Source organism: Bacteroides sp. 2_2_4 (genome assembly GCF_000157055.1).
GTDB classification, from domain to species: domain Bacteria; phylum Bacteroidota; class Bacteroidia; order Bacteroidales; family Bacteroidaceae; genus Bacteroides; species Bacteroides ovatus.
Map to the genome: position 1 here is coordinate 200,120 of NZ_EQ973358.1, position 25,914 is coordinate 226,033.

The following is a 25,914-nucleotide window of genomic DNA, read 5'->3' on the forward strand; positions in this document are numbered from 1 at the left end:
TTATTTCTTATCCTTCTTCTCTTCAGCTTTCGTTGCAGGCTTTTCCTCCGTTTTACTGTCCGGATTAATAATACCTTTCACCGTTTCACCGATAGGCAACTTATCCAGTACGCCAAGACTTGGAGCTACCGTTTTCACCAGTGTATTCAGGAAATTGCTTGTGCCGCCGTTTCCTCCGTCGAATACAGTGATATTTCCTAAGTTCATGTGCTCGAATGCCTTTACCTGTTCGCCGGCGATTTCCTTCCATTGGTCTACCATTTTGTATTGGATAGCGATAGCCGGGTTCGATTCAGCTGCTCTTACCATTGCTTCGAAACCTTCCGCTTCAGCAAGTAATGAACGTTTCTTACCTTCCGCTTCTGCTTCCAGTTTCATCTGGATAGCTTTTGCTTCTGCTTCCGCTTGTGCCAAAGTAGCTTTCGCACGTGCTTCTGCCTCACGAGTAATCTTTTCGGCAATGGCATTAGCCTGTAGAATAGCTTCCTGTCTGGCAATCTCCGCAGGAACAATCTTTTCAGCTTTCAATGAAGATTCCACTTTACGTGCTTTAGCTTCTTCTACCTCCTTTTGGGCAATTTCGCGTGCAGTCTGTACGGCAGCTTCCGACTTAGCAGCAGCTTCACCGGCTTGCTTGTCGGCATTAGCTTGCGTCACGGCCAGTTCTGAATTTGACAGGGCCACCTCTTTCTGTGCGTCATTTCGTCCGATAGCAGCTTTCTTGGCAGCTTCCGCCTGCTTGATTTCCATATCCGAGTTAAGTTCGGCAACACGGCTTTCCTTTTCGGTATTCGCCTGTTCGATACGGATATTCTTTTCAGCTTCAGCTTTTGCTACTTGTGATTCTTTTTCCGCATTAGCGATGGCTACTTGAGAAATTCTGTCCTTATCTGCATTGGCAACCGAGATTTCCTGTTGTTTCTTCGTTTCTGCGATGGCGATATCTTGATCTTTACGCGTTTCTGCAACTTTGGTTTCGCGTTCCTTAATCTGATTGGCAATTTTGATAGCACCCAGCTTTTCCTGTTCTTCGATGTTAGCTTGTGCTTCGTTCAGAGCTTTACTTTCAGCTTCTTTACCTAAGTTGACAATGTAGTTGGCAGCATCACGAATGTCACTGATATTGATGTTCATCAGATACAAACCGAACTTGCGAAGTTCTGTATCGATGTTGTCTTTTACTTTAGCCAGAAACTTATCGCGGTCTGAATTTAATTCTTCGATAGTCATATCGGCGATCACCATACGCATCTGACCATATACGACATCGGTAATTAAATTCTGTTTGTCGTCCATCGTCAAACCCAGCATACGTTCAGCTGCATTTTGCATTACTTCGGGATCAGTGCTGATAGCTACAGTAATGGTAGTCGGCACATCCACACGGATATTCTGAGCAGACAGTGCACCCGTCAATTTGCATTCAATCTGCATTGGTTTCATGGAAAGGAATTCGTATCCCTGGATAATCGGCCATACGAAAGCTGCACCACCGTGATATAGCTTCGCCGACTTCTTATCTCCTCCTGTTTTACCATATACAACGAGGACTTCATCACTCTTACATTTGCGGTAACGAGAAAGAATACCAATAAAAGTGAGTAGGATGACTGCCACTAATATAGCAGCCATAATCAACATTTCTTGTGTCATAAAATTGTGTATTTGAATAGTTATTGAATGAATAGCGTTCCGTCTTTGTAACTGGTGATGATTGTTCTGTCACCTGTCTGATATGCTTTTCCGGATTCGGAGATGACGTCTACTTCGCGCATTGCTCCGTCTCGGCTTGTTTGTACTGTATATTTGCTGTCGCTTTGCTTGAAGTAGATGGTACATTCTCGTCCTACAAGTTGATCTGTCTGTTCAGAATGATTCACTTGTTGCAGTTGATAAGCTTTCTTATAGAGAAACCACACAGCGAGAACAAAGAAAAGACCCACCAGAATTCCGATGACATAACTTTGAATTTCAGTGTTTCCCGCTAAATACATGTACCAGCCGAATCCGATTCCAAAATGAGTTAGTCCTTTAAAAGAAACTACGCTACTGATGTCAGCATCTACGTCTACATCTGCATCTATGTCTCCGAAAAAGATGGATAGAACGAATTGGATTACAAATATTCCTGTTGTCACAAGGGCAATAATAAGGAAAATGGTACTACTCATAATTGTGAGGTATTAGTGAATCATGATTATTTTGTTCTCCAAATATACAGGTTTATGCGAATTATACAAAGATAAATGAGATAAAATGACTACTTTTGCGCGCGAAAACCCTAAAAAAGAGGAATTAGCGTGCAAAGGTATTTTATTTATTTGGCTTACGACGGAACCAATTATCACGGTTGGCAGATTCAACCGAATGGGATTAGTGTGCAGGAATGTCTGATGAAGGCATTGTCTACCTTTCTGCGTCGCGAAATTGAAGTAATAGGAGCAGGCCGGACGGATGCGGGAGTGCATGCCTCTCTGATGGTTGCTCATTTTGATTCCGATGAACTGTTGGATACTACTTCTGTAACTGATAAATTAAATCGTCTGCTACCTCCCGATATTTCCATTTATCGTGTTTGCCGGGTTCGGCCGGATACCCATGCCCGTTTTGATGCGACTGCGCGAACTTATAAATATTATGTGACGACATCGAAATATCCTTTTAACAGGCAATATCGCTGGCGTCTTTATAACCAGTTGAATTATGAACGCATGAACGAAGCAGCGCGTATCCTTTTCGAGTACAACGATTTTACGAGTTTCAGTAAACTTCATACGGATGTAAAGACCAATATTTGTCATATCACTCATGCAGAATGGACGCAGGAAGAAGATGCTACCTGGGTGTTTACCATTCGTGCCGACCGTTTCTTGCGGAATATGGTGCGAGCCATTGTAGGCACGCTCATTGAAGTGGGACGCGGGAAACTGACTGTTGAAGGTTTCCGGCGGATTATAGAACAGCAGGACCGTTGTAAAGCCGGGACATCTGCTCCGGGGCAAGCCCTGTTTCTGGTCAACGTGGAATACCCGGAAAGTATATTTGAATGTGATGACCAGCAATCATCCATAACCGGCGAACCGTCTGTCGCTGATAACTTATAATTGGTAATTAGTAAATAATAAATATTCTCATGTGGTTATTATTAGCATTCCTCTCGGCTACTTTGCTGGGCTTTTATGATGTATTCAAGAAGAAATCGTTGAAAGATAATGCAGTACTTCCTGTTTTGTTTCTAAATACATTCTTTTCCAGTCTCATCTTTCTACCGTTTATCCTGATATCCGTTTATCAACCGGACTTGTTGGGAGGAACAATATTCAATGTTCCCGTTGCTGGTTGGGAACAGCATAAATATATTATCATCAAGTCGTTCATCGTATTGTCTTCGTGGATATTCGGATATTTCGGAATGAAACATTTACCCATAACCATTGTGGGACCTATCAATGCCACCCGTCCGGTGATGGTGCTCGTGGGAGCTATGCTGGTATTCGGTGAACGATTGAATCTCTATCAATGGATTGGTGTGATGCTGGCTATTGCCTCTTTCTTTATGTTGAGCCGTTCGGGAAAGAAAGAAGGAATTGATTTTAAGCATAACAAATGGATCTTTTTTATTGTACTGGCTGCCATTACAGGTGCTATCAGTGGTTTGTATGATAAATATCTGATGAAGTCTCTGAATCCGATGTTGGTGCAATCCTGGTATAATGTTTATCAGGTGTTTATCATGTGTCCTATCCTGTTGTTGCTTTGGTGGCCTAAAAGAAAGTCCACTACTCCGTTCCACTGGGATTGGACGATTATCCTGATCTCCATTTTCCTTTCTGCTGCCGATTTTGTTTACTTTTACGCATTAAGTTACGACGATTCGATGATTTCTATCGTTTCGATGGTCCGTCGGGGAAGTGTGGTTGTTTCTTTTACTTTCGGTGCGCTTTTCTTCCGTGAAAAGAATTTAAAAAGCAAAGCGATTGACCTTATACTGGTGTTAATCGGAATGATATTCTTATATTTGGGGTCTAAAAGTTAAAACAGTTACACAAGACTGTTTGTCATAGGTTAAATAAGATAGATATGAAAATAAATAAACTTGTTATTACTATATTCTTCTCTGCTGTCGGACTTTTTGTTTCGACTGCTCTTCAGGCACAAGAGGCCAAAACGTTGTTTGTGAATATGCCGGATTCTCTAAGCCCCTTGCTTACAAAAGTGAATCGTGAAGATTGCATAGACTTTCTGGAAAGTAAGATGAAAGCGCAAGTAGAAAACCGTTTTGGCAAGAAGTCGGAGATGACTGATCTTAGCAAAGACTATATCCGTATGCAAATGTCAGCTCAATCGACCTGGCAGATGAAAGTGTTGGCATTAAATGATTCAACGAACGTAATCTGTACAGTCTCTACTGTTTGTGCTCCTGCCTGTGATAGCAGCATCCATTTCTATACGGACGACTGGAAACCGCTTACAACATCTCTCTTTATTACCCTGCCCCTGATGGATGATTTTCTGAATGCTCCCGATTCAGCAGGAGTTTATGAGTTTGATGAAGCACGCCGTTCGGCAGATATGCTATTGATGAAAGCCGATTTTAATAAAGAAAATACGGAACTGACACTTACGTTAACAACCCCCGACTATATGTCAAAAGAAACAGCAGAGAAACTGAAACCGTTTCTCCGCCGCCCTGTAGTCTACCATTGGAAAAATGGAGCATTCTCAATTTAATAAGCATTCGTTGATGAACGCTATCATTTCCGGTGTGTTTGCTTCCACACTTTGAAGTAATTTGAATTGTGCTTTGGTGCGAACGAGGTTATGTTCCGGATATTTGATTTTATAATAAGTATCTCCGTTGATATAATCTGCCAGGAACCGTACACACTGCATGTATGGAAATAAAGCCGCCGCATAAGGAAGATTCTCAATCTCGATCTGAGTCAGGAATGATTTGGCTCCTTTCAGATAGCCCTTGGTAAATGCTTTGAATATTTCCATATTGAAGTTTACACGCTCAAGGTCTTTGTCGTCTTCATCACCTGTGTTGGCACCTGTACGTAAGAAGTCACCATAATCGGAGAATATAAAGCTAGGCATTACCGTATCCAGATCAATGACACAAAGCACTTTACCATCCTCGTCGAACATCATGTTATTCACTTTCGTATCGCAATGGCAAACGCGTTTGGGAAGTTTCCCTTCACGATATAAACGTTCAGCCTTACACATTTCATCTGCGCGTTTCTCTATTTCATCCAGATAGTACTTCACTTCTGCTACCCGTCCGGCAGCATCCTTCGCAACGGCTTCACGTAGTTGTTTGAGACGGAACTCCATGTTGTGGAAATCGGGTATGGTTTCACCCAATGTTTCCGGAATATCGGCCAGCATAGCCTGGAAGTTACCGAAGGCTTCTCCTGCATAATTGGAATATTCGGGATTTACCGTCTCATACGTTTTTGCACGTGGGATGAATACCATCACACGCCAATAACTGTCACCGTCAAACCAGTATGTTTTACCTTCTTCTGTTTCGAGGAAACTCAACACCTTGCGGTCTATATCCGATTCTCCGGCTTCCGTCAGTTTCTTGCGAATGTGATTGGTAACAGCGCTAATATTGGATTGAAGCATTTCTACATTCTGGAAAATGGCATGATTGATGCGTTGCAAAACATAGTCGGGAGCATCTGCTTCTTTGGTGTTTATTTTATAAGTGTCGTTGATAAGTCCTGCACCCAAAGGTTTGATTTCTTCTATCGTACCTTGGACTTTAAATTTAGCTACGATGCTAGATAAATCTTTCATGTTTTTTTTCTTTAAAAATTTATACTAAGGTTATCGATAATCATATTTAGCAGCTTCGTTGGCCTGGTTAGCCGAGCGAACGGGTACTAATGTGAAGCCCCACTGGTAATCACGGTTAGCCGGGATCTGGTGGAAAGGTTCCGGGCGAGCACCCCAACTGTCATATCCGCCTACTCCTTGTTGCTTCATATCTACACAAACCTCAACGAAATCTCTGGGAGTGATGTCGTTGACATGATGCATTCTCCGTAATACGTTGCGGGCAGCGTTCTCGTCGTGATTGGCAACCTCTTCCGGGCTGAAGTTATTCCATTGGTAAGGGTGGGGCAGAGCTTCTTCAGAGTCAAAGTCTTCGATAGAGTTGCGCAAGGCATTGAAACCGATAAGACTGTCCGCTACCAACACCAGGCCGTTTCCTTTATTAGGAGATAAAGCGATCCAACGGGTATCAGTGTGATGTCCGTTTTCCTGTGGACGCACATAGTTGAAGTACATTTGATCCGCTGTTGTCTTATATACGCCAACGAGCGTTCCGTGATTGCGGTCGATATAATTCTCTTCCGGGCCACGGCCAAAGTATTGTACATTGTTCATCTGTGCCGGCAAGCGGAAACGCACACCGATACGGGGGACTTCCAGTTTGGAGGCAGCCTTGCGGGCAGCATCACTTCCGGGAGTAAATGTAGCCATGCGGGTAGCTTCGGAAACTTCTGTTTCTGTAGGCTGCATATCCGTTGATGTGAATTTGGCATTTACGTTAACTATTCCGTTCGGATAGATTTTGTAAGTGACAACATACAAGTTGCCGGCAGCCAGTAAGTAGGTTACATTTAAGGAGACTGCTTTATCTTCTGCTGTCATGGTGGCATCCGTTATGCGGAAGTTTTTGCTTGATTGTTTCCATACCTGCAAACGTTTAGGAGTGCTGTTACCATAGTCATTATCATTAGGAGCACGCCAGAAGTTAGGCTGAATACCAAATCCGTCTTTGAAATATTCTGTACCATCTACTTTATACGAGGTTACTAATCCGCTATTCTTGTTGAATACAAAGTTTACTTTGGAGGAAGAAACGATTAATTCATCTCCTTGAATCGTTGTTTTCAATGCCGGACCGTTTGCTTTATATATACTCTTCTCTGCCTGGATAGGAAGTTGGAACTGGTCGTATGCAATTTCATATCCGGTTGGAATCAACGGTTCAGGCTCTGTGGTTGTTACACTGAAGTTGACAAAATATTCTGTTCCCGGTTGGGCTTTCAGACCATTTACCGGTACGGTGAATTCTTTAGAGGCTTGCGGAGCAATATCCAAAGATACTTTTCCACCTTTTATTGTCTTTCCGTTAGCAAGTACATTGTAGTGAATCTGATATTTTTTCAGGTTAGTGAAATAGAAACGGTTGGTGATTTTGAATATACCGGCTGCGGCATCTACTGCTTCAAAACCTACATTCTGATGTACATATTTCACTTCAGCCATTGCCGGATGCGGACCACGATCCGGATTGACAAGACCGTTGCAGAGGAAGTTACCATCGCTAGGTGCGTCTACGCCGAAGTCACCTCCGTAGGCCCAGTATTCTCTTCCATTCTTATCTTTTTGGAGAAGACCTTGGTCTACCCAGTCCCAGATATATCCACCTTGGAGATTCGGATATTTGTAAATTGCCTGCCATTGTCCCCACAGGTTTCCCGTGGAGTTTCCCATGGCATGTGCATACTCCGAAGGAGCTACAGGACGGTCGCTACCATTCTTTCCGATATTTTCCAGCCAGTCGGCACCCGGATATTGCGGAACATACATATCGGAGTTCCATTCCCATTGAGCACGTTCGTAGTTGACCGGACGATCCATCAGATCTTTGTCTGCCTCTTTCAACCACAAATAAGTCTGATAGAAATTATATCCGTTTCCGGCTTCATTTCCCAGCGACCAGAATGTAACGCTCGGATAATTCTTATTACGTTCAAACATATTGATGGTACGATCCATGTGCGGTTTCAGCCATTCGGGATTGTTACCCAGTGAACCGCCTTTCCGGAGATCATAATACATTCCGTGGCTTTCCACGTTGGCTTCATCATATACATAAAGTCCGTATTCATCACAAAGCTCATAGAAACGGCGGTCTTGCGGATAGTGGCAAAGGCGTACACTGTTTAAGTTATGTTGTTTCATCAGTTCGAAGTCACGGCGCATTAAATCCTCTGTAACATAATGACCTGTTGACGGATTATGTTCGTGGATATTTACCCCTTTCAGTTTCAGAGGCTGACCGTTGATGAATAAGCAGACATACGGTTTTCCGTTAGCAGCCTTCTGTTCGATAGGCTTGATCTCAATCCGGCGGAATCCTACATTGAAAGGAATGATTTCATTGATTTTGCCATTCTCTTTTACTGTCATCAACAGTTTGTATAGATTCGGATGTTCGGAGGTCCATGTGCTGACATCTGTCAGATTCTTATCGAAAGAAAGTGTACGTACTTCGTTCGATGGAATATAGGCTGTCTTCTCTTCAGTAGCTACAACTTTTCCTTGTGCATCTAATAGTTCATAAACTAATATAAGATTAGTTGCAGCCTTTTCGTGATTTCTCAAATCGACATTTAAACCGAAGATTCCATTTTTGTAACTGTCGTCCAGCGTAGACTTAATTCGGAAATCTTTGAGAGCTGCTTTAGGCTGTGAATACAGAAAAACATCGCGTTCAATACCACTCATACGCCAGAAGTCTTGACATTCAAGATAGGAACCGGTGCTCCAACGGAAGATTTTAACTGTAAGTACGTTCTTTCCCGGCTTCACGTAATTGTTGATAAGAAATTCTGCCGGATTCTTGGAGTCTTCGCTATATCCTACTTCTTGTCCGTTGATATATACATATACGCCGGACTTAGCTCCTGCCAAATGCAAGTAGATATCCCGCCCGTCCCAGTCTGCCGGAATATCGATGTCCCGGCGATAAACTCCTACCGGATTGGCTTCGGGAAGAGTAGGAGGTTGTGGATTGCGCGGTTTGAATTCATAACCATGATTGGTGTAGATGGCTATTCCGTGTCCTTGTACTTCCCAGTTGCCGGGCACCTGAATATCATCCCACGAATCTGTATTGGTGTTCGGATCGGTAATGTTTTCGGGAAGTTTTTTATAAGAGTCTACAAAGTAGAATTTCCAGGTTCCGTTCAGCAAGCGGTAATACTTGCTTCGTTCGAACTTGCCACTCAAGGCATCAGCGCGATTGTTGTATGTCATAAAAGAAGTACGTGGATACTCTTTGTTAACTTCAACTACCTGCACGTCCTGCCAATAAGGTTTCACGGCTTTCTCAGCCATTGTACTAAGTGTTGTCAGGGAAAATATTCCCATGAAAATGCCTGTTAATAAGTTGGGGGTTGGTCGAAATTTCATGTTTCTCAATATTGGTTTTTCATTTCTTTTTTATTTTACTTTAATATGATCGAATCCTTCTCCATATACTCCAATGACAGCACTTTGCGATACAAATGCATTCGGGTCTATGTCTTTTATTAACCGGAAGATGATAGGCGATTCCCTTTTCTTGGCTAATACAAACATCATCTTAACTTCTCGTCCTGTATAAAAGCCGGTTGCATTGATAATCGTTACTCCCCGGTGTGGGTATTCGTTAATATGCCGTCCTATTTCTTCATATTTGTTGGATATGATAAAGAACTGTACGGATTGACGGGCGCTATTCACTACCTGGTCGAGAACGAAACTACAAATATAAAGAGTTACAAACCCATACACCACTTTTTCCCAGTCTTTTAAGACAAAATAACTGGAAGAAATGATAATCATATCGCAGATGAGCACGACTCTTCCTAATGTGATGTCCCGGTATTTGTTGATGATGGCTGCAATAATATCTGTACCTCCCGTACTTCCATTAGCCGAAAAAGCAACACCTATGCCGCCTCCACAGAAGGATGCTCCGATGACACATGCCATAAAGGGCTGGTCGTGGAGAAGCCCGAAACCTGCCGTCAATTTTTGAATGACGGACAGAAAGAAGGTGAGGGTAAATACACCAAAAATAGTTTTGATGCAAAACTTTAGTCCCAGCAACTTGAGGGCCAGTAGTAGCAAGAAGAAGTTGATGCTGAAGTACGTATATTGTACCGGAAAACCTGTGGCCCAATATACGATAGAAGCAATACCCGGTACTCCCCCGGTGGTGATATCGTTAGGCAACAGAAAAACGGTCCAACCGATACCATACAAAATCATGCCGATGGCAATCATTACATAATCTCTGGCTTCACGGATAATGCTTTGCTTAGAAGGCTTTGGAATAGCTGTTTTCATAAACGTGATTATGATAATCTATAAAATGTTCAAACACGAACCCATGAATAATCCGGCTTTAGAGGAGAAGCCGGATTGGTTCATTATGCTCGTGCTAAAAGGAAATATGCTGTTTTATTTTGCAAAAGCGTGACGGTAGCCTTGTACTTTATTCCATCCGCCGCGAGTGAAGTCGGGTACTTCTACCGGAGCTGAATTGTTCTCGATAGAAAGTCTGGTAAGTTCAGCCATGCAACACCATTCTGCCAGGTCATAAACGTCCATATCCAATGGCAGTCCATTCTGCAAGCAATATGCCAGACGGTAGTCCATGATAAAGTCCATACCACCATGTCCACCTACTTTCTTGGCTGTTTCTTCCAACTCTATATGAATAGGATCTTTATATTTATCCATCAAGGCTTTTTTTACGTTTTCAGGTACAGAACCATGTGCATTCAGATTCTCATGATTAGGCACATCTTTTGAATCAACTTGTGAAGGTCGCAGGCAATATTCTTCAATCGGATATTTGCTTGCGTAACCATCGGCTCCCACTATCTGATACATACGGCTGTATGGGCGTGGAGTCATTACGTTGTGCTGAATCAACATTGTTTTACCGTTCTCTGTGCGAATCAGGGTAGAAGTCTGGTCACCATTCTGGAAGTCAGTCACCTCTTCTCCTGTTTGTTTCTTAATATAAGCCGGTCCGTTGACAGCTTTCGTATCCATCGATACCAATGTTTTCATGCGGTCACCACGGTGGATATTAAGTACCTGACAAGCAGGGCCCATGCCATGGGTAGCATATACATCACCGCGGTGTAGATGATTATAATCCATTCGCCAGTTATTCCAGTATTCAGGCCAGAAATCTTCCAGATTATGGATATATGAACCTTCTACATGAAGTACTTCTCCGAATACGCCTTGTTGTGCCATATTTAAAGAAGTCAGTTCAAAGAAGTCATATACGCAGTTTTCGAGCTGCATACAATGCTTACGTGTCTTTTCGGAAGTATTGATTAGCTGCCAGATTTCATCCAGTGTCATGGCGGCAGGAACTTCGATAGCTACATGCTTACCGTGTTCCATGGCATAAACACCCATTGCTGCATGATGTTTCCAGTCGGTGGCTATGTATACCAGATCAATATCGTCCCGTTCACAAAGTTGCTTCCATGCCTCTTCCGAGCCACTGTAAGAAGCAGCTTCAGGAAGTCCGGCATTCTTCAAAATTTCTTGTGATTTTTCAACACGTTCGGGAAGCAGGTCGCATAATGCTACAATCTTAGTTCCCGGGATATGGGTCCAGCGTACCACGGCACCAGGACCACGCATTCCTAATCCGATGAAACCGACACGAACGGTATCAATTTTAGGAGTAACGAGTTGGATTACATCTTCTTGTCCGGCAGGGCGGGCAGGAGTTTCTACTTTGATAGGAGTAAAGGCTTCGGGAGCCTTTGGTTGTAGAGTACAACTGGTGTGCCAAGTTAACAAAGCCAAGCCGATAGCCGTGACTGTAAATAGTTTCTTCATCATATTTTAAAGTTTTTAATAGGGGTTATTCGATGTTTTTCATTTACGTGTCAAAAATAGTAATTAATTAGCCAACTATTTATATTTATAATCGATATTTTCATCATAAAAGTTTCTATTATGAGGTAAAAGATGAGTCTGACTTTTTCTACCTGATTTTGTGTAGGCTTATGTGATGTCAAATACATATAAAAGACATGCCATAAAAAGGCTCTTCCTAAAAAGAAGTCACCTTTTTAGAATTGCTTAACGTTTACTGCTCCTGTTGGGGTAAACTACCTACTTCGTCTGTACTTCTGATAGAACCTAGTATTTGTATTTTTTCCAGGCTCCCCTGGTGAAATCCGGTATTTCTACTGCCATGCTCTTATTCAGTACAGATTTTTCACTTAGTTCTGTGATACACGACCATTCGGCTGCATCGTATACATCCATATCCAGTGGAAGCCCGTTGCGCAGACAATGAATAAGGCGGTAATCCATAACATAATTCATTTCATTGGGTAGGCCTCTGCGATGTGCTTCTTCGCCAATGGTTGCGTTAAAAGGATGTTTATAGCGTGCCATCATTTTTTCTAGCAGTTCTCCTTCAAGTGGAGTGTCTCCATTAGGATCTAGGGCGATACAGGGGACAGGGTATTTTTGGGCGAATCCCAGTGTGCCGCATACTGTTTGAAGGCGGCTGTAAGGACGTGGGGTGGATATGTCGTATTGAAGCATGATTGTCTTCCCTTTGAGCGTGTGGATAAGAGTGGTGTTTACGTCTCCCAATTGATATTTCTGGTGGGCTTCCGGTGAATATTCGCCGAATAGTCTGCGGGCATACTCGCTCATTCCTGCCTGATGAGTAGACATGGACACGAGATATTCCATTCTGTCACTGCGATGAATATCCAGTATCTGGCAGGCGGGGCCCAACCCATGAGTGGGATAAGGATTGCCTGTATGTTCGATGCTGTATCTTTTTCCCCAATGGTTGTGATAGCCGCCTTCGCTCTCTTCGGCAAAGTACATTGAACGAAGATCGTGAATGTAGGCTCCTTCTACATGCATGATTTCTCCGAACAATCCTCGTTGGGCCATGTTGAGAGTCATTAGTGCAAAGGGGTCATAACAACAATTTTCGAGCATGATGCAGTGTCGCCTGGTTTTTTCTGCAGTGTCTACCAATTGCCAACATTCTTCCACGCTCATAGCAGCCGGAACTTCAATAGCTACATGTTTATTGCATTCCATTGCGAAAGTTGCCATTGGAGTATGCATTAACCAGTCGGTGCAGATGAATATTAAATCTACTTCATCCGATTCGCACATCTTCTTCCATCCCTCCACTCCGGTATATCCGGTGGCTTCGGAACGGTCGGCTTCTTTTAATAGTTGTTGGGCCTTACTTAGATTTCCTTCTCTTATTTCACAAAGAGCTTTGATTTCTACTCCTTCAATTTGCAGATAACGTTGTAAGGTGAGCAATCCTCGATTGCCCAGTCCTATAATCCCGATGTGGACAGTGGGGATAGGGGGATGTGCTAGTCGGAGTACATGCGATTGTACCGGAGAATTTTTCATAAGCTTAGCGGTCTAAAATAAAACAAAAAAAGAGAATCTAATTTCTCAGATTCTCTTTGGAGAGCGGAAGACGGGGCTCAAACCCGCGACCCTCAGCTTGGAAGGCTAATGCTCTATCAACTGAGCTACTTCCGCAATTTTTGTGGGCAAAGATGGATTCGAACCACCGAAGTCGAAAGACAGCAGATTTACAGTCTGCCCCATTTGGCCACTCTGGTATTTGCCCTTTTTTGCTTTTGAGGAGGTTTGTTTCTCAATTGCGGTGCAAAGATACAACTATTTATTTAAACTCCAAACAAAATCGATCATTTTTATTGCAGTAATTGCACATTCATCTCCTTTGTTACCCAGTTTGCCACCGGCACGATCCTCTGCTTGCTCCATTGTATTTGTGGTAATTAATCCGTAAATGACTGGTATATCGCCAGTTGCGTTTAATTCGGTAATTCCTTGGGTTGCTCCCATGCAAACATAATCAAAATGTGGGGTATCTCCTTTAATTACGCAACCAATTGCAATAATTGCATCAAGATCGCAATTTTCCATCATTTGGTTGGCTCCAAAAGTAAGTTCGAAACTTCCCGGTACAGTTTTCACCAGAATATTTTCGTCTTTTGCTCCATGTTTTTTTAATGTATCGACTGCGCCTTTCAGTAAAGCACCGGTAATATTGAAATTCCATTCGGATACGACGATACCAAATTTCATTGCTTCTGCATTCGGAACGGAATTGAAATCATATTCGGATAAGTTATGGTAAGCTGTTGCCATAGTTAATTAAAAGTTGAGAATTATAAAATGAAGATTTGAGAGTATGAGAGATTTAAGAAGAAAGGCACGGATTTCACGGATTCCACGGTTTTAATAGATAGTCCGCTTAATCCGGTGTAATCCGTGCCTCGATTTCCTTATATAATAGATGGTATATTATTTTTTCATCAATTTAGCTTGCTCGATATATTTGTCGATGTCCATAGCCTGATAAGATTGGAAATATTTATCCTTGATCTTAGTGTAAGCGTTTACAGCATCGTCATATTTTCCCTGTTTTACCAGGATTTCACCAGCTTGTATCAGGAAGATCGGGCTTAATGTGTTGTTGTCAGCTTTGTCTGCTGCCGACAATAAAGTAGAAGCCGCTTTGTCTAATTGGCCAAGTTGTGCATAGCAGTTACCTGCAGCACCCAAAATTGCCGGAGCAACCATTTGGTCTTTTCCATTGAAGCTGTCCAGCATCTTCACTGCTTCTTCATATTTGCCAAGTTGTGCGTAGCAAATACCAGCATAAGCTTTTGCCAAATTGGCAGCTTTTGTTCCGCTGTAGTCATCAGCAACTTTCAGGAAACCTGTATAACCGATGCTGTCACCGTTCAAAGCTTGTTCAAAAGCATCCTGTTCAAAGTATTCCTGTCCTTTGAAAAGAGCTGCCTGTGCTTTTTCTTCACGTGGTTCAGCATAGAGGTTTTTGTACATGATAAAACCTGCTACAATAATAATCACAGCAACAACACCGCCAATAATTGCGTTTTTGTACTTGATAAGAAATGCTTCCGATTGTGTCAGTGCATCTTCTACGTTCAGATGTTCGTTCTGATTCTTTTGTTCTGCCATTTTATATGATTCTTTTTGTTATTATTCACAGTTTGATATTTCGACTCGCAAAAGTAGTTTTTTTATATCTACAAACGAAATTTAGAAGCATCTTTTTTTGTTTTACACCCGAAAACCACGAAAATCTTGCTACTTTTGTGAACAAATTAACGTGTACACAATGATACTGAAACGAATATCCATATTAAACTATAAGAATCTGGAAGAGGTAGAACTGGGATTCTCTGCTAAGCTGAATTGTTTTTTCGGACTGAATGGAATGGGAAAGACGAATTTGCTGGATGCGGTGTATTTCTTGTCTTTCTGTAAGAGCTCCGGAAACCCGATTGATTCTCAAAATATTCGTCATGAACAAGACTTTTTCGTGATTCAGGGCTTTTATGAAGCGGAGGACGGAACTCCTGAAGAGATTTATTGTGGGATGAAACGCCGTTCGAAGAAACAATTTAAGCGGAATAAGAAAGAATATAGCCGTTTTTCGGACCACATCGGTTTTCTGCCTTTGGTGATGGTTTCACCTGCCGATTCCGAATTGATAGCCGGGGGAAGTGAGGAGCGTCGCCGGTTTATGGATGTAGTGATTTCGCAGTATGATAAGGAATATCTTGAAGCGCTGATACGGTATAATAAAGCATTGGCGCAGCGTAACGCATTGTTGAAGAGTGAGTTTTCGGTGGAGGAGGAGCTGTTTCTTGTATGGGAGGAGATGATGGCGCAAGCCGGTGCAATCGTATTCCAGAAACGTGAAGCGTTTATCCGGGAGTTTATTCCTATTTTCCAATCTTTCTATTCCTTTATCTCGCAGGATAAAGAGGTGGTGGGATTATCTTATGAGTCTCATGCGCGGGATGCTTCTTTGTTGGAAGTGTTGAAGCAAAGCAGGGAGAGGGATAAGATAATGGGATTCTCTTTGCGTGGGATTCATAAAGATGAGTTGAATATGTTGTTGGGTGAATTCCCGATAAAGAAAGAAGGTTCGCAGGGACAGAACAAAACGTATCTGGTAGCATTGAAACTGGCGCAGTTTGATTTCTTGAAGCGTACCGGCTGGACTGTTCCTTTATTATTATTAGATGATATTTTCGATAAGTTGGATGCTTCCCGTGTAGAGCAAATAGTGAAGCTGGTGGCTGGAGACAATTTCGGGCAGATATTTATAACGGACACGAACCGGGGACATCTCGACCGTATTTTACATAAGGTAGGCAGCGATTATAAAATATTTCGTGTAGAAGAGGGCACAATTCAAGAAACGGAGGCTGATAATGAAGCGCAATGATGCCGAACAAATAGGAAAACTGATTCAACAGTTTCTTCGTCAGGAGAGTTTGGAATCTCCGCTGAACGAACAAAGACTGCTGGATGCCTGGCCTCAAATCTTGGGACCGGCAGCGGCTTATACCAGCAATCTTTATATTCGTAATCAGACATTATATGTGCATCTGACTTCCGCAGCTCTTCGTCAGGAATTGATGATGGGGCGTGAGGTATTGGTGCGCACGCTGAATCAGAGAGTCGGAGCTACCGTAATTACAAATATTATTTTTCGTTGAAGAAAGATATTCTGTCTATAACCTTTATACCTAGCTTCCGGAGTGTTTCGGTTGCACGGTTGTAATAAAAAGGGTTTTCCAAATATTGATTGTTATGGGCGTCTACGCCGATGATAGCGGTGCAACCTTCATGGGCGGCTATTTTCCAGAAATCTGGATGAGGAATGGTAGTAATACCATGAATATCATTGTACTCTTCATATCCGATATTATATTCCAACGGTAAGTTTAACCGTACTGCCGTCCGGCAGATATGTCTGCTGACTAGCTTACAATGACGATCGAACTCGGGGTAAGAACGCATAAATAAATCCGGATGGGCAAGGTAGGCAAATAGTCCGCTTTCCATTCCTTCAATAGCACTCTCTTCATAGAGTTCGAGCATGTCTACCGAATCTGTATTCCGGCCGAAGTAGGGGAACTTCTCATCTGTGTGAAAATGGTGATTTCCAAAGATGATATAGTCCAGTTTATATTCTTTGATGATTCCTTTTAACCAGTGTATGTATTCAGGAAAGTATTCGCATTCCAATCCTATTTTTATGCTGATTTGATTTTTATATTTCTCTTGCAGCGAACGGATACTTTCCACATATCCCGGTAACTCTTCGGGAAGCATCCGGATGTCGGATATATAATCAGTGTGATATTTCCACGGAGTGTGGTCAGAAAAGCCTAATTCTTGATAGCCGCCTTTGATGGCACTTAAAACAAATTCTTCGTCACTCCCTGTCGCATGATGGCAGCGGGTGGTGTGGGTGTGATAATTCGTCTTCATTGATTGTTATGATTATATCCATGCGGATGTCGAATGATTCCGCCGGAACTTCTTCTACTAATTGAAATGGGAAACAGATTCCTGCTTTATAGGCTGATGGTATGCGTGGCAGGAGACGGTCATAATATCCTTTTCCCCGCCCCAAACGGTTACCTTTAGCATCGAAAGCTACTCCGGGAACGACGATGAAGTCTATGGCCGCATAGTCTGTGAATATTTCTCCGGTTGGTTCTGCTATACCGTAGATACCGCTGATTGACATGTCTTCCGGTCCGGTGTATATCCGTAGTTCTAAATCATCGCCTACTACTACAGGGAGTAGAATCCGCTTTTCGCTACTCCATTTTTGAATAAAGGCATGTGTATCTACTTCGTCATTCAGCGAATGGTATAGTAATACAGTATTTGCCGCCCTGAAAGCCGGATGGGCTTCAAGGGCGGCAAGTATATTAGCTGATTGCAGCTTTCGCATAGTTGAATCCGCGTGTTGGGTCTTCAGTAATGCTATATGCTTGCGCAGTTCTTTTTTTCTTTCCATCTTTTTTATCCTTCGTCACTTCTTCTTCAACGGCTACCGGAGCTTTGGGGAAAGCTTCTCCTTTTTCAAGTATCTCAATACCTTTAATGACAGTAGCATCTGTTTTGTTGAAGTATTGGAGATAGGCTTCCAGTCCAAGCATATTGTAGATGATGTTGCCAAAGAGGTTCTTTTCCAATAGTTTGTATGATTTCTGAATGAGGATATTTCTTCTTTTCACTCCTTTACTGTCGGCAAAACGGACAAACTGTTCCACCAAACCCTGATGACGAAGATAGTTTAGTAATTCTTCCTCAGTTTCGTATTGGCTTAACTTCTTCCGGTTATTGTCGGTGTATTGGAATGTGAACTGAATAGTCAGTCCCTGGTTAATAACTGTCGATAGATAAGAAGTGACTCCCGTTGTATCCTGCGGTACGAATATATCCGGCATGATACCACCGCCGCCATACACAGTACGTCCCAAGCTGGTATTATAACGTTCGCTCTCATTCTGCTTGATACTATCACGTGAGAAAAATTCTCCATGTTCGTAACGGGTGTATAAATCCAGCTCGTAGTTACGGTCTTTACCGCTTTCGTATGGGCGTTGGATGCAACGTCCGGATGGGGTGTAGTAGCGGGCGATTGTCAGGCGGATAGCCGATCCGTCACTGAAATCGATAGGCTGTTGCACAAGTCCCTTACCGAAAGAACGGCGTCCTACAACTGTACCCCGGTCGTTATCTTGAATAGCTCCGGTGAAAATTTCACTGGCGGAAGCAGATCCTTCGTCAATCAATACAACGAGCGGCATTTTCTGACAACTACCCGTACCGTTGGCAAATTCTTCTGCACGTGGATATTTACGGCCTTGAGTATATACGATCAACTTACCTTCAGGCAAGAATTCATTTACCATGCGGATAGCAGCTTCCATATATCCTCCGGTATTACCGCGCAGGTCAATGATTAGACCTTTGCATTTTTTGTGGTTGAGTTGTGCTAATGCATTAAGCAATTCCACATGGCTGGTACGTCCGAATTTGCTGACTTTCACATAACCGATATCGTCGTTTACCATGTAAGCAGCATCTACGGTATTTTGAGGAATGTCTCCACGTGTGATGTTGAAGTGTAATAAGTCCTTTTCTCCTGTTCGTTTGATTCCCAATTTTACCTGTGAGCCTTTCGGACCTTTCAAGGTGCGCATAGCCCGTTCGTTCGTTACTTTCTTGCCGACAAACAAGCTATCATCTACAGTAACAATGCGGTCGCCCGCCATTAATCCTATCTTTTCAGAAGGACCTCCCTGAACAACAGCATTGACATGAATGGTGTCATTCTGTATGGTAAACTGGATGCCAATTCCGCTGAAGCTGCCTTCCAGTTCAGAGTTGACTTCTTCGAGATTTTGGGCTGGGATATAAGTTGAATGCGGATCCAGTTCGGCTAGAATTTGCGGCATGGCTTTTTCTACCAAATCGGCCATGTTTACGGTGTCGACATATTGATCGTCTACAATGCGTAACAAAGCGTTTAGCTTATTGGAGGAACCATTAATGATACCCAAACGGTTGCCGGCAAAATGCTTGGCATAAAATGTACCGATAAGAATCCCGACTACCACACTGACTGCTATGATGACAGGTGTAAAACGTGAAGAGTTTTTTGTACTCATGTCTATTCCTTTTTTAAAACGTTCGTCTTCTTATTTATTTGGAGAGGAATTATCATCTAACTCTGTGTAGATAACTTCGATTCCCGCCCGTTTTAATAACTCTATTCCATCTTCCAGGCGGTAATGCTCGGAATAAACTACCCGTTTGATTCCTGCCTGTATGATTAACTTTGCACATTCGATGCAAGGAGAGGCGGTGACGTACATGGTAGCACCGTCGCTACTGTTATTTGAACGCGCTATTTTGGTAATGGCATTGGCTTCCGCATGCAGAACGTATGGTTTTGTCAGGTTGTTTTCATCTTCACATACATTCTCGAATCCGGAAGGTGTTCCATTATATCCGTCGGAGATAATCATTTTATCCTTAACAATTAAAGCTCCTACTTTACGGCGTTGACAATAGGAATTTTCAGCCCATATACTGGCCATACGTATATAACGTTTGTCAAGTTCTAATTGTTTCTTTTCAGTGTCCATGTTGTTTACTATTTACTGCTTACTACCCGGAAAACCATACGGAAAGTTTGCTTACCGGATGCCGGTTTGTATAAAAGGTATAAGTTATTACTATCTCCTTCGTAAGATGTAGCTGCATTAAGCCCCTCTATAAAATTTTTGGCGAGTTTGTCGTCGCCATAACTACCTGCAGTGGTAACTGTAGCTTTGAAGCTATTGTTTTTGGCGTTGGCATTCCATTTTCCTTCAAAAGTACTGGTTGCAATTACAGTTCCTTTTATATTTCCGTTAATAACATCTCCATCTACTGTGCCATCAAATACAATATTATATGTACCGTTTTTATTAAGCTCTTTAATACTTGCTTTCTCTTGTTCTTCATTCTCCCAAAAGCCAAACATCTCATGACCTCCATCTACTGTGATATAATTTAGTTTCCAGGTTTTTCCTGTAAAGATAGCAGCTACATCGTCCGAATCATTACATCCTGAAAATAAAGGAAGCAATAAAAGCAATCCTACTATTTGAAATATACTTCTCTTCATATTTAATATCTAATAACTTAATACTTATTTCTTTATCCCATTTCTGATTAGCAAAGCATCAATGCTCGGTTCCTGTCCGCGGAAACGTTTATAAAGTATCATCGGATGTTCCGTTCCTCCTTTCGACAGAATATTATTGCGGAATGAGTCTGCCACTTCCTGATTGAATATCCCTTTTTGCTTGAATAATGAAAATGCGTCGGCATCCAATACTTCCGCCCATTTGTAGCTATAGTATCCGGCGGCATATCCACCGGCAAAGATGTGGGAGAATTGCGTACTCATACAAGCTTCTTGTACTACCGGCAATATTTGCGCATCCTTCCAGGCTTCTTGTTCATAAGCTTTCACATCTCCTTCAAAAGGAGTGTTGTGCGTATACCATGCCATATCAAGTAAACCGAAACTTATTTGTCGTAGACAAGCATACGCAACATTGAAGTTTGATGCATCTACAAGGCGTTTTATCAATTCATCCGGCAATACTTCTCCCGTCTGATAATGGCGGGCAAAGGTATTGAGGAAATCTTTCTCTATGGCGAAATTTTCCATAATTTGCGAGGGAAGCTCCACGAAATCCCAATATACATTGGTTCCACTTAAACTCCTGTAAGTAGAATTGGCAAACATACCGTGCAGACTATGCCCGAACTCATGCAAGAATGTTTCTACTTCATTGAAAGTCAATAAAGCGGGCTTATTCTCGGTTGGCTTGGTGAAGTTCATCACAACGGATACATGAGGGCGGCTGTTTTTACCGGTCTTTTTATCTATCCATTGGTCCTTATAACTCGTCATCCAGGCTCCGGCCCGCTTTCCCGGACGCGGATGGAAATCGGTGTATAAGACGGCTAAAAATTTACCGTCTTTATCAAACACTTCAAAGGCTTCTACCTCTTTATGGTAAACCGGAATTTCTGTATTTTTCCGGAAAGTGATTCCATATAACTTTTCTGCCAAGCCAAACACCCCTTTCTTCACTTGTTCCAGTTCGAAGTAAGGGCGGAGCATTTCTTCGTTGATATTGAATTTTTTGTCCTTTAGTTTATTTGAATAATAACTCCAGTCCCAAGGCATGACAACGAAATCAGCTCCCTGTTCTTCGCGAGCCAGTTCTTGTATCTCTTTATATTCTTGTTGTGCAGTAGGAGTGTATGCTTCCAGCAGTTGGTTGAGCAGCTTGTATACCGACTTGCTGTTTTCAGCCATTCTTTTCTTTAGCGTATATTCCGCATAATCTTTGTATCCCAGTAACTGGGCTATTTTCATGCGTGTATTGGCTATCTTTTTTACGATGTCGATATTATTGAATTCGTTATCGTGTGTACATTTGGTATTATAAGCCATATAGAGTTTTTGACGTAAATCCCGATTGTCAGAATACGTCATGAAAGGAATATAGCTCGGAGCGTGAAGTGTGAATGCCCATCCTTCTTTTTCTTCGTTCTTGGCCGTTTCTGCAGCTGCTTCTATGATAATTTCAGGTAGTCCGGCGAGGCTCTCTTTTTTCGTTAACAGCATTTGATAAGCATTCGTCTCTTTCAGGTTGTTTTCACTGAAGGTAAGCGTCAATTTACTCAATTCGGTAGTCAGACGACGGTATTCTTCCCGTGCTTCTCCTTCTAAATTGGCGCCATGACGAATAAAACTGTTATATGCATTTTCCAGTAACTGTTTTTGTTCCTGTGTCAGTTGCAAAGTCTCTTTTTGGTTATACACTTCCTTCACACGTGCGAATAGCTTTTCGTTCAGTGTGATATTATTGCTGTGTTCACTAAGCAACGGCATAATCTTTTGAGCGAGTTCTTGTAGATCGTCATTCGTTTCTGCGCTCAACATATTACCGAAGACGGCAACTACTTTGTCAAGTAATTTCCCTGACTCTTCGAAAGCTTCTATCGTATTGGTAAAATCTGCCTTTTCCGGATTCTGTATGATGGCCTCTATTTCAGCATTTTGTAGCTTGATTCCTTCGAGGATAGCAGGCTCATAATGTTCAGTTTCAATCCGGTCGAACGGCACGGCTTCGTGCGGCGTGTGGTATTGCCCGTAGAAAGGATTCTGGGCATTTGTTATATTGTTCATAGTGCAAACTAGTATCAATGTTATTAATAATCTCTCCATAGAATTACAAAGCTACTAAAATTGTAGCTTATTCAACGGATAACACGTTGCTTTTTAACAATATATAAAATGAAATGTATAAAAAAACCGCTACGGTTTCCCGCAGCGGTTTCTATATTGTTCAGGCTTCTAATTAAGCGTTAACTGATGCCATGTGAGCGATCAAGTCAAGAACTTTGTTAGAGTAACCGATTTCGTTGTCATACCAAGATACAACTTTAACGAAAGTATCAGTCAAAGCGATACCTGCTTTAGCGTCGAAGATAGAAGTACGAGCGTCACCCAAGAAGTCAGAAGAAACTACTGCATCTTCAGTGTAACCCAGGATACCTTTCAATTCGCCTTCAGAAGCTTCTTTCATTGCAGCGCAGATTTCAGCGTAAGTAGCCGGTTTAGCCAAGTTAACTGTCAAGTCAACTACAGATACGTCCAAAGTCGGAACACGCATAGACATACCAGTCAATTTGCCGTTCAATGCAGGGATTACTTTACCTACAGCTTTAGCAGCACCAGTAGAAGAAGGAATGATGTTGCCAGAAGCAGCACGACCACCTCTCCAGTCTTTCATAGAAGGACCGTCAACTGTTTTCTGAGTAGCAGTTGTAGAGTGAACTGTAGTCATCAAACCGTCAAGGATACCGAACTTGTCATTCAATACTTTAGCGATAGGAGCCAAACAGTTAGTAGTACAAGAAGCGTTAGATACGAATTGAGTACCTTTTACATATGTTTTTTCGTTTACACCGCAAACGAACATCGGAGTGTCATCTTTAGAAGGAGCTGACATTACAACATATTTTGCACCAGCTTCGATGTGAGCCTGAGCTTTGTCTTTGCTCAAGAACAAACCTGTAGATTCAACAACGTATTCTGCACCTACTTCATTCCATTTCAAGTCAGCCGGATTTCTTTCAGCTGTGATACGGATAGCTTGACCGTTAACGATCAGTTTGCTGTTTTCAACATCTGCTTCGATAGTACCGTTGAACTGTCCGTGCATTGTGTCATACTTCAGCATGTAAGCCAAGTAATCAACCGGGCAAAGGTCATTGATACCTACGATTTGAATATCGTTTCTCTCCATTGCAGCGCGGAAAACGAAACGTCCGATACGTCCGAATCCATTAATACCTACTTTAATCATTTTGTTTAAACTTTTAAGGGTTTTATAATATTTGTTCAAATATCTCTCGACCTGCGCACTTGTTTTATTTTCAAATGCGGTGCAAAATTACAAAAATGTTTTTATATTCGCATATTAAATTCACATTAAATATTGAAAAAAGATGGGAAAGAGCACATTTTTACAGGACTTTAAGGCGTTTGCTATGAAAGGTAACGTCATAGACATGGCTGTCGGTGTAGTTATTGGTGGTGCGTTTGGAAAAATCGTATCATCATTGGTTGCTAATGTTATTATGCCTCCGATTGGTTTACTGGTTGGCGGTGTGAACTTTACGGATTTGAAATGGGTGATGAAAGCGGCGGAGATCGGTGCTGACGGTAAGGAGATAGCTCCGGCTGTGACATTGGATTATGGTCAGTTTCTGCAAGCCACCTTTGATTTTCTGATTATTGCTTTTGCTATATTCTTATTTATACGGTTGATTACGAAACTGACAACTAAAAAACAGGCAGAAGTGCCAGCTACTCCTCCGGCTCCTCCTGCACCAACGAAGGAAGAAGTCTTGTTGACGGAGATACGCGATTTGCTGAAAGAAAAGAATAGTTGATTCTAATTAAAATAAAGGAGATTCCAAGTATAAACTTGTGAATCTCCTTTATTTTTCTCTTCATTATTAATATAGATTGCGTACTTTTTTCTACTTTTGCAACTCAATTTATTCAAAATCCAACCATTGATATGCAGGAAAAAATAATAATTCTTGATTTCGGTTCGCAGACAACACAGCTTATAGGCCGTCGTGTACGTGAATTGGATACGTATTGTGAAATTGTTCCTTATAACAAATTTCCTAAAGAAGACCCTACTATTAAAGGAGTCATTCTCTCCGGAAGTCCTTTCTCGGTTTACGATAAAGATGCTTTCAAAGTAGATTTGAGTGAAATTCGTGGTAAATATCCGATATTGGGTATTTGTTATGGTGCACAATTTATGTCATACACCAATGGCGGAAAAGTGGAACCAGCCGGAACACGCGAATATGGACGTGCTCACTTGACTTCTTTCTGCAAAGATAATGTGCTATTTAAAGGTGTACGTGATGGATCGCAGGTATGGATGAGTCATGGAGATACGATTACTGCTATTCCTGATAATTTCAAGAAAATAGCTTCAACAGATAAAGTCGAGATTGCTGCTTATCAGGTAGAAGGTGAGCAAGTGTGGGGTGTTCAATTCCATCCGGAAGTATTCCATAGTGAAGACGGAACTCAAATCCTGAAGAACTTTGTGGTAGATGTTTGCGGTTGCAAACAAGACTGGTCGCCGGCTTCTTTCATTGAAAGTACGGTTGCCGAGCTGAAAGCGCAGTTGGGGGATGATAAAGTCGTTCTCGGTTTGAGTGGCGGAGTTGATTCTTCAGTTGCAGCAGTGTTGTTAAACAAGGCTATCGGTAAGAACTTGACTTGTATCTTTGTAGATCACGGTATGCTACGTAAGAATGAGTTCAAGAATGTGATGAAGGATTACGAGTGTCTCGGTCTGAATGTGATTGGCGTTGATGCCAGCGCTAAGTTCTTCGCAGAACTGGCTGGTGTGGCTGAACCGGAAAGTAAGCGTAAGATTATAGGTAAGGGCTTCATCGATGTATTTGATGTGGAGGCTCACAAGATAAAAGACGTGAAATGGCTGGCGCAGGGTACCATTTATCCGGATTGTATTGAGTCATTGTCTATTACGGGCACAGTGATAAAGAGCCATCATAATGTAGGCGGTCTTCCTGAAAAGATGAATCTGAAGTTGTGTGAACCGCTTCGTTTGTTATTTAAGGATGAAGTGCGCCGGGTAGGTCGTGAGCTGGGTATGCCGGAGCATCTGATTACTCGTCATCCGTTCCCGGGACCGGGACTGGCAGTGCGTATTTTGGGAGATATTACTCCTGAAAAAGTACGTATTCTGCAGGATGCTGACGATATCTTCATCCAGGGATTGCGTGACTGGGGATTGTATGATAAAGTATGGCAGGCAGGAGTTATCTTGTTGCCGGTACAGTCTGTGGGCGTAATGGGAGATGAACGTACTTATGAAAGAGCGGTTGCTTTGCGTGCTGTGACATCTACAGATGCCATGACGGCTGATTGGGCACATTTACCTTATGAATTTATGGGTAAGGTATCGAATGATATTATTAATAAGGTGAAAGGAGTGAACCGTGTAACCTATGATATCAGTTCCAAGCCGCCAGCAACCATTGAATGGGAATAATAACATTATCCATCATAAAAAT

Annotated in this window: 23 protein-coding genes and 2 tRNA genes; 7 read left to right on the plus strand and 18 right to left on the minus strand. The window is 42.2% G+C overall.

Annotated features, from left to right (window positions below):
• Complete coding sequence (locus tag BSCG_RS18725; protein ID WP_008775469.1) at positions 1–1,653, minus strand: flotillin family protein; 1,653 nt, start codon at positions 1,651–1,653, stop codon at positions 1–3.
• 20 nt (positions 1,654–1,673) lie between these two features.
• Entirely contained in the window at positions 1,674–2,171 is a 498-nt protein-coding gene (locus tag BSCG_RS18720; protein ID WP_008775470.1) for a hypothetical protein, read from the minus strand.
• 129 nt (positions 2,172–2,300) lie between these two features.
• Here BSCG_RS18720 and truA point away from each other — a divergent pair, with 129 nt between their 5' ends.
• From truA to BSCG_RS18705, 3 genes are read left to right on the plus strand one after another with little or no spacing between them, the layout of a single operon-like run.
• Entirely contained in the window at positions 2,301–3,104 is an 804-nt protein-coding gene (truA, locus tag BSCG_RS18715; protein WP_004320895.1) for a tRNA pseudouridine(38-40) synthase TruA, read from the plus strand.
• A 29-nt stretch (positions 3,105–3,133) separates the two neighbouring features.
• Positions 3,134–4,036: a DMT family transporter gene (locus tag BSCG_RS18710; protein ID WP_004308564.1), complete on the plus strand. Its 903-nt coding sequence runs from the start codon at positions 3,134–3,136 to the stop codon at positions 4,034–4,036.
• 44 nt (positions 4,037–4,080) lie between these two features.
• A complete protein-coding gene (locus BSCG_RS18705) occupies positions 4,081–4,731 on the plus strand; it encodes a DUF3256 family protein (RefSeq protein ID WP_004304571.1) in 651 nt (216 codons plus the stop codon).
• On the opposite strand, the gene BSCG_RS18700 is transcribed toward BSCG_RS18705, so the two are convergent.
• From BSCG_RS18700 to BSCG_RS18660, 9 genes are all read right to left on the minus strand, one after another.
• Positions 4,723–5,811: a phosphotransferase enzyme family protein gene (locus BSCG_RS18700; RefSeq protein WP_008775472.1), complete on the minus strand. Its 1,089-nt coding sequence runs from the start codon at positions 5,809–5,811 to the stop codon at positions 4,723–4,725. The two genes, BSCG_RS18705 and BSCG_RS18700, sit on opposite strands and share 9 nt — an antisense overlap.
• A gap of 30 nt (positions 5,812–5,841) precedes the next feature.
• Positions 5,842–9,183, minus strand: coding sequence for a glycoside hydrolase family 2 TIM barrel-domain containing protein (locus BSCG_RS18695; protein WP_008775473.1), 3,342 nt, complete (start codon positions 9,181–9,183; stop codon positions 5,842–5,844).
• A gap of 72 nt (positions 9,184–9,255) precedes the next feature.
• Positions 9,256–10,146: a YitT family protein gene (locus BSCG_RS18690; protein ID WP_004301761.1), complete on the minus strand. Its 891-nt coding sequence runs from the start codon at positions 10,144–10,146 to the stop codon at positions 9,256–9,258.
• A 114-nt stretch (positions 10,147–10,260) separates the two neighbouring features.
• Positions 10,261–11,670, minus strand: coding sequence for a Gfo/Idh/MocA family protein (locus tag BSCG_RS18685; protein WP_008775474.1), 1,410 nt, complete (start codon positions 11,668–11,670; stop codon positions 10,261–10,263).
• A 306-nt stretch (positions 11,671–11,976) separates the two neighbouring features.
• A complete protein-coding gene (locus BSCG_RS18680; protein WP_004308568.1) occupies positions 11,977–13,236 on the minus strand; it encodes a Gfo/Idh/MocA family protein in 1,260 nt (419 codons plus the stop codon).
• Positions 13,237–13,298: 62 nt separating this feature from the next.
• A tRNA-Gly gene (locus BSCG_RS18675) sits at positions 13,299–13,371 on the minus strand.
• Positions 13,372–13,379: 8 nt separating this feature from the next.
• Positions 13,380–13,462, minus strand: a tRNA-Tyr gene (locus BSCG_RS18670).
• 50 nt (positions 13,463–13,512) lie between these two features.
• On the minus strand, positions 13,513–14,007 hold the full coding sequence (gene ribH / locus BSCG_RS18665; protein ID WP_004301766.1) for a 6,7-dimethyl-8-ribityllumazine synthase: 495 nt from the start codon (positions 14,005–14,007) through the stop codon (positions 13,513–13,515).
• Between the two features lie 156 nt (positions 14,008–14,163).
• The gene (locus tag BSCG_RS18660) at positions 14,164–14,847 is read right to left on the minus strand and encodes a tetratricopeptide repeat protein (RefSeq protein ID WP_004301767.1); all 684 of its coding nucleotides are present in this window, start codon (positions 14,845–14,847) and stop codon (positions 14,164–14,166) included.
• A gap of 160 nt (positions 14,848–15,007) precedes the next feature.
• Here BSCG_RS18660 and recF point away from each other — a divergent pair, with 160 nt between their 5' ends.
• Together recF and BSCG_RS18650 are read left to right on the plus strand one after the other, a co-directional pair.
• Positions 15,008–16,126: a DNA replication/repair protein RecF gene (gene recF, locus BSCG_RS18655; protein ID WP_008775475.1), complete on the plus strand. Its 1,119-nt coding sequence runs from the start codon at positions 15,008–15,010 to the stop codon at positions 16,124–16,126.
• The gene (locus tag BSCG_RS18650) at positions 16,113–16,400 is read left to right on the plus strand and encodes a DUF721 domain-containing protein (RefSeq protein WP_004301769.1); all 288 of its coding nucleotides are present in this window, start codon (positions 16,113–16,115) and stop codon (positions 16,398–16,400) included. The genes recF and BSCG_RS18650 overlap by 14 nt, the downstream gene beginning before the upstream one ends.
• Here the strand turns inward: BSCG_RS18650 and BSCG_RS18645 are convergent.
• From BSCG_RS18645 to gap, 7 genes are all read right to left on the minus strand, one after another.
• The gene (locus BSCG_RS18645) at positions 16,387–17,178 is read right to left on the minus strand and encodes a histidinol-phosphatase (protein WP_004320889.1); all 792 of its coding nucleotides are present in this window, start codon (positions 17,176–17,178) and stop codon (positions 16,387–16,389) included. The two genes, BSCG_RS18650 and BSCG_RS18645, sit on opposite strands and share 14 nt — an antisense overlap.
• Positions 17,123–17,650: a 5-formyltetrahydrofolate cyclo-ligase gene (locus tag BSCG_RS18640; protein WP_004308571.1), complete on the minus strand. Its 528-nt coding sequence runs from the start codon at positions 17,648–17,650 to the stop codon at positions 17,123–17,125. The genes BSCG_RS18645 and BSCG_RS18640 overlap by 56 nt, the downstream gene beginning before the upstream one ends.
• Positions 17,628–19,376, minus strand: coding sequence for a S41 family peptidase (locus BSCG_RS18635; RefSeq protein WP_008775476.1), 1,749 nt, complete (start codon positions 19,374–19,376; stop codon positions 17,628–17,630). Before BSCG_RS18635 ends, BSCG_RS18640 begins: the two co-directional genes overlap by 23 nt.
• Positions 19,377–19,406: 30 nt before the next feature.
• A complete protein-coding gene (locus tag BSCG_RS18630) occupies positions 19,407–19,856 on the minus strand; it encodes a dCMP deaminase family protein (protein WP_004301773.1) in 450 nt (149 codons plus the stop codon).
• Positions 19,857–19,864: 8 nt separating this feature from the next.
• Entirely contained in the window at positions 19,865–20,380 is a 516-nt protein-coding gene (locus BSCG_RS18625) for a DUF4847 family protein (protein ID WP_004301774.1), read from the minus strand.
• A gap of 24 nt (positions 20,381–20,404) precedes the next feature.
• On the minus strand, positions 20,405–22,465 hold the full coding sequence (locus BSCG_RS18620; RefSeq protein ID WP_004308572.1) for a M3 family metallopeptidase: 2,061 nt from the start codon (positions 22,463–22,465) through the stop codon (positions 20,405–20,407).
• A gap of 172 nt (positions 22,466–22,637) precedes the next feature.
• Positions 22,638–23,648: a type I glyceraldehyde-3-phosphate dehydrogenase gene (gene gap, locus BSCG_RS18615; protein WP_004301776.1), complete on the minus strand. Its 1,011-nt coding sequence runs from the start codon at positions 23,646–23,648 to the stop codon at positions 22,638–22,640.
• Between the two features lie 142 nt (positions 23,649–23,790).
• On the opposite strand from gap, the gene mscL reads away from it, so the two are divergent.
• Together mscL and guaA are read left to right on the plus strand one after the other, a co-directional pair.
• Positions 23,791–24,237, plus strand: coding sequence for a large-conductance mechanosensitive channel protein MscL (gene mscL, locus BSCG_RS18610; protein ID WP_004301777.1), 447 nt, complete (start codon positions 23,791–23,793; stop codon positions 24,235–24,237).
• A gap of 131 nt (positions 24,238–24,368) precedes the next feature.
• Positions 24,369–25,892 carry a glutamine-hydrolyzing GMP synthase gene (guaA, locus tag BSCG_RS18605; protein ID WP_004304584.1) on the plus strand — a complete coding sequence of 508 codons (1,524 nt, stop codon included), beginning with the start codon at positions 24,369–24,371 and terminating at the stop codon, positions 25,890–25,892.
• Positions 25,893–25,914 lie beyond the last annotated feature (22 nt).

Coding starts and splice junctions, on each gene's coding strand:
- BSCG_RS18685 (WP_008775474.1), bottom strand. CDS start 11,670: ATGAAGAAACTATTTACAGTCACGGCTATCGGCTTGGCTTTGTTAACT.
- BSCG_RS18720 (WP_008775470.1), bottom strand. CDS start 2,171: ATGAGTAGTACCATTTTCCTTATTATTGCCCTTGTGACAACAGGAATA.
- BSCG_RS18660 (WP_004301767.1), bottom strand. CDS start 14,847: ATGGCAGAACAAAAGAATCAGAACGAACATCTGAACGTAGAAGATGCA.
- BSCG_RS18700 (WP_008775472.1), bottom strand. CDS start 5,811: ATGAAAGATTTATCTAGCATCGTAGCTAAATTTAAAGTCCAAGGTACG.
- BSCG_RS18630 (WP_004301773.1), bottom strand. CDS start 19,856: ATGGACACTGAAAAGAAACAATTAGAACTTGACAAACGTTATATACGT.
- BSCG_RS18725 (WP_008775469.1), bottom strand. CDS start 1,653: ATGACACAAGAAATGTTGATTATGGCTGCTATATTAGTGGCAGTCATC.
- BSCG_RS18635 (WP_008775476.1), bottom strand. CDS start 19,376: ATGAGTACAAAAAACTCTTCACGTTTTACACCTGTCATCATAGCAGTC.
- guaA (WP_004304584.1), top strand. CDS start 24,369: ATGCAGGAAAAAATAATAATTCTTGATTTCGGTTCGCAGACAACACAG.
- BSCG_RS18640 (WP_004308571.1), bottom strand. CDS start 17,650: ATGCGAAAGCTGCAATCAGCTAATATACTTGCCGCCCTTGAAGCCCAT.
- BSCG_RS18645 (WP_004320889.1), bottom strand. CDS start 17,178: ATGAAGACGAATTATCACACCCACACCACCCGCTGCCATCATGCGACA.
- gap (WP_004301776.1), bottom strand. CDS start 23,648: ATGATTAAAGTAGGTATTAATGGATTCGGACGTATCGGACGTTTCGTT.
- BSCG_RS18695 (WP_008775473.1), bottom strand. CDS start 9,183: ATGGGAATATTTTCCCTGACAACACTTAGTACAATGGCTGAGAAAGCC.
- recF (WP_008775475.1), top strand. CDS start 15,008: ATGATACTGAAACGAATATCCATATTAAACTATAAGAATCTGGAAGAG.
- mscL (WP_004301777.1), top strand. CDS start 23,791: ATGGGAAAGAGCACATTTTTACAGGACTTTAAGGCGTTTGCTATGAAA.
- ribH (WP_004301766.1), bottom strand. CDS start 14,007: ATGGCAACAGCTTACCATAACTTATCCGAATATGATTTCAATTCCGTT.
- BSCG_RS18650 (WP_004301769.1), top strand. CDS start 16,113: ATGAAGCGCAATGATGCCGAACAAATAGGAAAACTGATTCAACAGTTT.
- BSCG_RS18710 (WP_004308564.1), top strand. CDS start 3,134: ATGTGGTTATTATTAGCATTCCTCTCGGCTACTTTGCTGGGCTTTTAT.
- BSCG_RS18680 (WP_004308568.1), bottom strand. CDS start 13,236: ATGAAAAATTCTCCGGTACAATCGCATGTACTCCGACTAGCACATCCC.
- BSCG_RS18620 (WP_004308572.1), bottom strand. CDS start 22,465: ATGAACAATATAACAAATGCCCAGAATCCTTTCTACGGGCAATACCAC.
- BSCG_RS18705 (WP_004304571.1), top strand. CDS start 4,081: ATGAAAATAAATAAACTTGTTATTACTATATTCTTCTCTGCTGTCGGA.
- BSCG_RS18625 (WP_004301774.1), bottom strand. CDS start 20,380: ATGAAGAGAAGTATATTTCAAATAGTAGGATTGCTTTTATTGCTTCCT.
- BSCG_RS18690 (WP_004301761.1), bottom strand. CDS start 10,146: ATGAAAACAGCTATTCCAAAGCCTTCTAAGCAAAGCATTATCCGTGAA.